This window comes from Mesorhizobium sp. M1E.F.Ca.ET.041.01.1.1, assembly GCF_003997355.1.
Taxonomy (GTDB): domain Bacteria; phylum Pseudomonadota; class Alphaproteobacteria; order Rhizobiales; family Rhizobiaceae; genus Mesorhizobium.
Genome location: NZ_RZSL01000288.1, coordinates 1 through 7,731, shown reverse-complemented (window position 1 = coordinate 7,731; position 7,731 = coordinate 1). Strand labels below are relative to the sequence as shown.

Sequence of the window (7,731 nt, the reverse complement as noted above, 5' to 3'; positions counted from 1 at the left end):
CCCGTACGCCATTCGGACGGCGATGTGGCCTCGCTTGGCGACACCTTCAACAACATGATCCTCGAGCTCAAATCGCAGCGCAACGAGTTGCTGTCGGCCAAGGATCTGATCGACGAGCGGCGGCGCTTCTCGGAGGCAGTGCTGGCAGGCGTCACCGCCGGCGTCATCGGCGTCGATCCGTACGGCATCGTCACCATCGTCAATCGCTCGGCCGAAACGATGCTCGCGATCTCGGCAAGTGCCGCGCTCGGACAGAACCTGTCGGCCATCCTGCCGCATGTCGGCCGCGTCTTCGAGATCGGCCGCCAGTCCGGCAAGCCGGTCTATCGCGAGCAGGTCACCTTCTTCCGCGCCGGCATGGAACGGACCTTCAATGTCCAGGTCACAGTCGAGGCAGAAGACGAGGCCGCAGAAGAAAAATCCTATGTCGTCACCGTCGACGACATCACCGATCTGGTTCAGGCGCAGCGCTCGTCCGCCTGGGCGGACGTCGCGCGGCGCATCGCTCATGAGATCAAGAATCCGCTGACGCCGATCCAGCTCTCGGCCGAGCGCATCAGGCGCCGTTACGGCAAGGTCATCACCGAGGACCGCGAGGTCTTCGATCAGTGCACGGACACCATCATCCGCCAGGTCGAGGACATCGGCCGCATGGTCGACGAATTCTCGGCCTTCGCCCGCATGCCGAAGCCGGAGATGAAAGTCATCGATCTGCGCGAATCGCTGCGCGAGGCGTCGTTCCTGGTGGAGGTCAGCCGCTCCGACATTGCCTTCGAGCGCGATTTCGGCAACGAGCCGCTGAAGGGCACGTTCGACAGCCGCCTGATGGCGCAGGCTTTCGGCAACGTCATCAAGAACGCCGCCGAGGCCATAGACGGACTTGATGCGAAAGACCGTTCCGACGGCACAATCCGGATTCAAGCCGGGCGCCAAGATAGCGCCATAAGAATCGACGTTATCGACAACGGCAAAGGGCTGCCGCGCGAGAATCGGCAGAGGCTGCTCGAGCCCTATATGACGACGCGCGAAAAAGGCACCGGCCTTGGCCTCGCTATCGTCAAGAAGATCGTGGAGGACCATGGTGGCCGGCTCGAATTGCACGACGCGCCGCCGGATTTCCACGGCGGCCGGGGCGCGATGATCTCGATCATCCTGCCGCCGGCGGCGGTCGTAGCCGTGCCGCCACGCGGCGAAGGCCGCAATGAACACGAACGAGAAACTGAAAAGGTCGGTAATGGCGTCTGACATTCTCATCGTCGATGACGAGGAAGACATCCGCGAACTCGTCGCCGGTATCCTGAGCGACGAAGGTCACGAAACCCGCACGGCACACGATGCCGACAGCGCGCTGGCAGCAATCGCAGATCGGGCGCCACGGCTGATTTTCCTCGATATCTGGCTGCAGGGCTCGCGCCTCGATGGTCTGGCGCTGCTGGACGAGATCAAGACGATGCATCCTAACATGCCGGTGGTGATGATCTCCGGCCACGGCAACATCGAAACGGCGGTTTCGGCCATCCGGCGCGGCGCCTATGATTTCATCGAGAAGCCGTTCAAGGCCGACCGCCTCATCCTGATCGCCGAACGCGCTCTGGAGACGTCCAAATTGCGGCGCGAGGTCTCCGATCTCAAGCTGCGCAGCGGCGAGACCTTCGACCTGATCGGCATGTCGTCGGCGATGAGCCAGTTGCGGCAGACCATCGAGCGCGTCGCGCCGACCAACAGCCGCGTCATGATCATCGGCCCGTCCGGCTCCGGCAAGGAACTGACGGCGCGCGCCATCCACGCGCTCTCGGCACGCAAGAACGCACCTTTCGTGACCTTGAGCGCTGCCACCATCACACCCGAGCGCATGGAGATCGAGCTGTTCGGCACCGAATCGAACGGCACCGAGCGCAAGGTCGGCGCGCTGGAGGAGGCGCATCGCGGTATCCTCTACATCGATGAAGTCGCCGACATGCCGCGCGAGACGCAGAACAAGATCCTGCGCGTGCTGGTCGAGCAGCAGTTCGAGCGGGTAGGCGGCACCAAGCGGGTCAAGGTCGACGTCCGCATCATCTCGTCCACCTCGCAGAACCTGGAGGCGATGATCGCCGACGGCCGTTTCCGCGAGGATCTCTACCACCGCCTGGCGGTGGTTCCGGTCATGGTGCCGGGGCTCGCCGAGCGGCGCGAGGATATCCCGTATCTCGTCGACAATTTCATGAAGCAGATCGCGCGCCAGGCCGGCATCAAGCCGCGCCGCATCGGCGACGACGCTTTAGCCGTTCTGCAGGCGCATAACTGGCCGGGCAACGTCCGCCAGTTGCGCAACAATGTCGAGCGGCTGATGATCCTGGCCCGCGGCGGCGACGCTGATGCGCCGATCACCGCCGACCTTCTGCCCTCCGAGATCGGCGATGTCATGCCGCGCACGCCGAACCAGTCGGACCAGCACATCATGGCGCTGCCGCTGCGCGAGGCGCGCGAGCAGTTCGAGAAGGACTATCTGGTCGCTCAGATCAACCGCTTCGGCGGCAACATCTCGAAGACGGCCGAATTCATCGGCATGGAGCGGTCCGCTCTGCACCGCAAGTTGAAGTCGCTCGGCGTCTAAAGCAATTCCAGGAAAAGTGCGCAGCGATTTTCCGTCCGGAATTGCGATGCTCAGAGCGGGGCGGCGATCCTCTCAAACGCTGAACGGCTCCAGGATCGCTTGGTCCACCCGATTGTTCATTACGGCAGCGGCGGAATCGCCTAAGACAGCCGAATAGCTCCGAGGGGTTTCCATGCCGCGCATTGCCTATGTCAACGGGCGCTACGTCGCCCATGCTCAAGCCCGCGTCCATATCGAGGATCGCGGCTACCAGTTCGCCGACGGCGTCTATGAGGTCTGCGAGGTGGCGCGCGGCTTTATCGTAGACATGCCACGCCATCTTGCCCGGCTCAAGCGCTCGCTGAAGGAGCTGTCGATTGCCTGGCCGGTCTCGGAAGGTGTGCTGCCGCTGCTGCTGCGCGAGGTGGTGCGCCGCAACCACGTCGTCAACGGCCTCGTTTATCTGCAGGTGACGCGCGGTGTCGCCGGCCGCGACTTCGTCTTTCCAGGGGCAGGCATCAGGCCGGCCCTCGTCATAACCGCCCGCAAGGCCGATCCTGGTGCCGCCGCCAAGCGCGTGGAGACCGGCATCAAGGTGATCACCGTGCCGGAGAATCGCTGGGATCGCGTCGATATCAAGAGCACCGGCCTTCTGCCCAATGTTCTGGCCAAGCAGAAGGCCAAGGAAGCCGGCGCCCAGGAGGCCTGGTTCGTCGACGCCGACGGCACGGTCAAGGAAGGCGGCTCGTCCAACGCCTGGATCGTCACCCGCGACGGCGTTCTGGTGACGCGGCCGGCCGAGCACGGCATCCTGCGCGGCATCACGCGCACCACGCTGTTCGATGTCGCCGCCAAGCTCGGTCTGAGGATCGAAGAACGCGGGTTTTCGGTCGCCGAAGCCAAGGCGGCGCGCGAGGCGTTCATCAGTTCCGCGACCACGATCGCTATGCCGGTGGTCGAAATCGACGGTGCGCCGATCGCAAACGGCCACCCCGGCTCTATGACACTTTCGTTGCGGCAGGCATTTTTTGACATTGCGGAAAAAAGTCCGGCCTGATAACCGCAAAGGTGGAATGAACCTCAACTATCTCGTTCTGCTTGTCGTTTAGGCGGCAAGAGGGGGTTTGCGTGCTTGACAGGTGCCGAGTAATTTGGCGCATTGGGCCGCAGACCGAAGGGGATCGGCGAAAGACAAAAACAATGGCGGAACGATCGCAAAACCTTCAGGACCTGTTCCTGAATTCAGTTCGCAAGAGCAAAAATCCACTTACCATCTTCCTCATCAACGGCGTGAAGCTGACCGGCGTCGTCACTTCGTTCGACAATTTTTGTGTGTTGTTGCGGCGCGACGGGCATTCCCAGCTCGTCTACAAGCACGCCATTTCCACGATCATGCCGAGCCAGCCGGTACAGATGTTCGATGGCGAGGAAGGCCAGGGCGCCTGATTGGCACGTGAAAAGGACGCGGACCGCAGCGTTCGCGGAAAGCAAGGACACCAGCTCGGGCCGGAGGCCAAGGATCCGACCCGGACGGTTGTCATTGTGCCGGTGCTTGCGCGCCAGCCCCGCGGCGAAGACGATTCGAACCGCCCGCGCCTGAGTCGCTCGGCCGATGCCCGCCACGACGAGGCGGTCGGCCTTGCCAGCGCCATCGATCTCAATCCGGTCCACACCGCGGTGGTGACGGTCGCCGACCCTCGCCCGGCGACGCTGCTCGGCAGCGGCAAGGTGGCGGAGTTCGCCGACATCGTGGAGGAGCGCAAGGCGGAACTGGTCATCGTCGATCACCCGCTGACGCCGGTGCAGCAGCGCAATCTGGAAAAGGAACTCAACGCCAAGGTGCTCGACCGCACCGGGCTGATTCTCGAAATCTTCGGCGAGCGCGCGCGGACCAAGGAAGGTACCCTCCAGGTCGAGCTGGCGCATCTCAACTACCAGAAGGGCCGGCTGGTGCGGAGCTGGACCCACCTCGAACGGCAACGAGGCGGCGCCGGTTTTCTCGGCGGTCCCGGCGAAACACAGATCGAGTCCGACCGGCGCATCCTGCAGGATAAGATCACCAAGCTGAAACAAGAGCTGGAAACGGTTCGCCGCACGCGCGACCTGCACCGGGCCAAGCGCAAGAAGGTACCGTTTCCGGTTGTGGCGATCGTCGGCTACACCAATGCCGGAAAATCGACGTTGTTCAACCGGATGACCGGGGCAGGGGTGCTGGCCGAGGACATGCTGTTCGCCACGCTCGATCCGACATTGCGCCGCGTGCGGCTGCCGCACGGCACGCCGATCATCCTGTCCGACACCGTCGGCTTCATCTCCGACCTGCCGACGCATCTGGTCGCGGCCTTCCGGGCGACGCTGGAAGAGGTCGTCGAGGCCGATCTCGTGCTGCATCTGCGCGACATTTCCGATCCCGACACGGCAGCGCAGGCGGAAGATGTCGAGCGCATCCTCGGCGATCTCGGCGTCGATGCCGCCGACACCAGCCGCGTGATCGAGGTGTGGAACAAGATCGACCTGCTCGACGAGGGCAATCGCGAGCGCCTGCTTGCCGGGAGCGCCGGCGGCAAGGCGCCGCCGATCGCGATATCGGCGGCGACCGGCGAGGGGATCGATGCGCTGAAGGCGCTCATCGAGACCAGGGTGTCGGGCGAGCTCGAAACAATGACGGTGACGCTGAGCCCGGCCCAACTCGGCCAGGTCGACTGGCTCTACCGCAACGGCGATGTCGTCTCACGGACCGACAATGAGGACGGCAGCGTCACCCTCTCGCTGACGGCCACCCACAGCGCCAGGCAGGAAATCGAGAGCAGGCTGCACCGCAAGACAGGCAGTTAACCTGCTGCTTATTTTACGCTTTTGGCCTGCTGCCAGAGCGCTTCCATCTCGTCCAGCGTCGCTCTCTCGAGCGAGCTGCCGGAGGCCTCCAGAGCTTGCTCGACATAGTGGAATCGCGAGCGGAATTTCTCGTTGGTGCCGCTGAGCGCGGCTTCGGCATCGAGCTTCAAATGGCGGCCGAGGTTGACGACGGCAAACAGCATGTCGCCGAACTCGTCCTTGATGGGCGCTGCGTCGCCCGTGGCGAGCGCCTCGCGCAACTCGCCGATCTCTTCCTCGATTTTGTCGAGGATCGGCGCCGCCTCGCTCCAGTCGAAACCGACGCGGGCCGCTTTCTCCTGCAGCTTGAGCGCACGGGTCAGGGCAGGCAGCGCAACCGGCACACCGTCGAGATAGCCCTTGCCGTGGTCCTCCGGGTCGAGGCCGCGCGCGATGCGGGCGTTGCGCTTGTCGGCCTTCTCCGCCGACTTGATCTTCTCCCACATGCCCTTGGCCATGCCGGCGCTGCGCGCTTCCTCGTCGCCGAAGACATGCGGATGGCGGCGGATCATCTTGGTGGTGATGGCCTCGACGACGTCGCCAAACGCGAACTCACCGGCTTCCTCGGCCATCTGCGCATGATAGACGACCTGCAGCAAGAGGTCGCCCAGTTCCTCGCGCAGATCGTCGAGATCGCCCCGCACGATCGCGTCCGCCACCTCATAGGCTTCCTCGATCGTGTAGGGCGCGATGGTCGAGAAATTCTGCTCGATGTCCCATGGACAGCCAGTCTTCGGCGCCCGCAGCGCCGCCATGATCTCGATCAGCCGGGAGATATCCTTCGAGGGTTTCATGCCGTGAACCCTAGCGCGAAGCGCGGCGGACGACCAATCCCGCCGGTAGGCAAAAGCCTATTGTCCACAGTTGCGCCGTTTTCAGTCGAGAACCGAGACGATCGCCTTGGCGAGATCGTCCATGCTGTCCTCCGGCAGGCCGGCCACGTTGATGCGGCTGTCGCCAACCATATAGACGGCATGTTCGGTGCGCAGGCGCTCGACTTGGGCTTCCGTCAGCCCGAGGCGGGAGAACATGCCGCGATGGCTGGCGACGAAATCGAAGCGATCGGAGTTGGACTGCCGGCGCAACGCTTCGGCAAAAGCGACGCGCAGCCTGAGCATGCGCAGTCGCATTTCTTCGAGCTCAGCTTCCCAGTCCTTCTTGAGCGAGGCGTCTTCCAGCACCATGCGCACGGCCGCCGCGCCGTGGTCCGGCGGCATTGAATAGAGCGCTCGGGCCGCCGCCAGCATCTGGCTCATCGCCACATCCGCCTGCGCGCCGTCCTTGGCCATGATCATCGCGGCGCCGACGCGGTCGCGATAGACGGCGAAATTCTTCGAGCAGCTCGAGGCGACGACCATTTCCGGGACCTTGTCGGCCAGCAGCCGCAGTCCGGCGGCATCGGCGTCGAGGCCTTCGCCGAAACCCTGGTAAGCGATGTCGACGAAGGGCAGCAGGTCGCGCTCGAGCAGCACGTCGGCGACCTTGGCCCACTGCGCCGCATCGAGATTGGCGCCCGTCGGGTTGTGACAGCAGCCATGCAGCAACACGATATCGCCGCCGTTGGCGGTCTTGAGCGCCGCCACCATGTCGTCGAAGCGCACGGCGCCCGACGCGGCGTCGAAATAGGGATAGTCGCGCACCTTGAGGCCGGCGGCGCGCATCACCGGCAGGTGGTTCGGCCAGGTCGGATCGGACAGCCAGACCGTCGCGCCGGGGCGCGTGCGCTGCAGAAGTTCCGCCACCAGCCTGAGCGCGCCCGATCCGCCCGGCGCTTGTGCGGCGCGGATGCGCGAAAGATCCGCCTTCTCGCCGAAGGCAAGCTTGATCATCGCGGCGTTGAAGCCGGTATCGCCGGCAAGACCGAGATAGGTCTTGGTGTCCTGGCTGGCGAGCAGCCGCTTCTCCGCCTCGCGAACGGCGCGCATCACCGGTGTTTTGCCGTCCCGATCCTTGTAGACGCCGACGCCGAGGTCGACCTTGCCGGGGCGCGTGTCGGCGCGGTAGAGGCCGATCAGGGCGAGGATCTTGTCGGCGGGCGCGGGCTGCAGGTTTTCGAACATCGATGAGGCTCCAATGGCGGCGGAGTGATACGCAAATCGGCCGCGCCGCGCCAGCAGTTTCCGTGCGCCATGTTTGAAAGCGGACAAGCGTCGGCATCTGGACGGCTGGCGAGCCGGCGACTGGCAAAGTCTCGGCCGGTCGCATGCCCGTAGTCGCAAAAGAAAGCGGCGGGCGGGGATTAAAGTCCCCACATGCTCCGTAAACAGAGCATGAAACGGTCG

7 protein-coding genes are annotated in these 7,731 nt (G+C 64.2%); 5 read left to right on the top strand and 2 right to left on the bottom strand.

What is annotated here, in order from left to right; genetic code table 11:
- The 5 genes from EOA38_RS21645 to hflX form a co-directional block, all read left to right on the top strand.
- Positions 1-1,245, top strand: a 1,245-nt coding sequence (locus EOA38_RS21645; RefSeq protein WP_145966025.1) for a PAS domain-containing sensor histidine kinase, incomplete at its 5' end; no start/stop codon positions are given.
- Positions 1,235-2,596, top strand: coding sequence for a sigma-54 dependent transcriptional regulator (locus EOA38_RS21640; protein ID WP_127300195.1), 1,362 nt, complete (start codon positions 1,235-1,237; stop codon positions 2,594-2,596). The genes EOA38_RS21645 and EOA38_RS21640, both read left to right, overlap by 11 nt.
- A 172-nt stretch (positions 2,597-2,768) precedes the next feature.
- Complete coding sequence (locus EOA38_RS21635; RefSeq protein ID WP_127300194.1) at positions 2,769-3,632, top strand: D-amino-acid transaminase; 864 nt, start codon at positions 2,769-2,771, stop codon at positions 3,630-3,632.
- Between the two features lie 143 nt (positions 3,633-3,775).
- Positions 3,776-4,021 carry an RNA chaperone Hfq gene (gene hfq, locus EOA38_RS21630; protein WP_066989720.1) on the top strand — a complete coding sequence of 82 codons (246 nt, stop codon included), beginning with the start codon at positions 3,776-3,778 and terminating at the stop codon, positions 4,019-4,021.
- A complete protein-coding gene (gene hflX, locus EOA38_RS21625) occupies positions 4,022-5,410 on the top strand; it encodes a GTPase HflX (protein ID WP_127300193.1) in 1,389 nt (462 codons plus the stop codon).
- An 8-nt stretch (positions 5,411-5,418) separates the two neighbouring features.
- On the opposite strand, the gene mazG is transcribed toward hflX, so the two are convergent.
- Positions 5,419-6,243 (bottom strand): nucleoside triphosphate pyrophosphohydrolase, encoded by an 825-nt coding sequence (mazG, locus tag EOA38_RS21620; protein ID WP_127300192.1) that lies wholly within the window; start codon positions 6,241-6,243, stop codon positions 5,419-5,421.
- A gap of 81 nt (positions 6,244-6,324) precedes the next feature.
- Positions 6,325-7,509, bottom strand: a complete 1,185-nt coding sequence (locus EOA38_RS21615) for an amino acid aminotransferase (protein WP_127300191.1) — start codon at positions 7,507-7,509, stop codon at positions 6,325-6,327.
- Positions 7,510-7,731 lie beyond the last annotated feature (222 nt).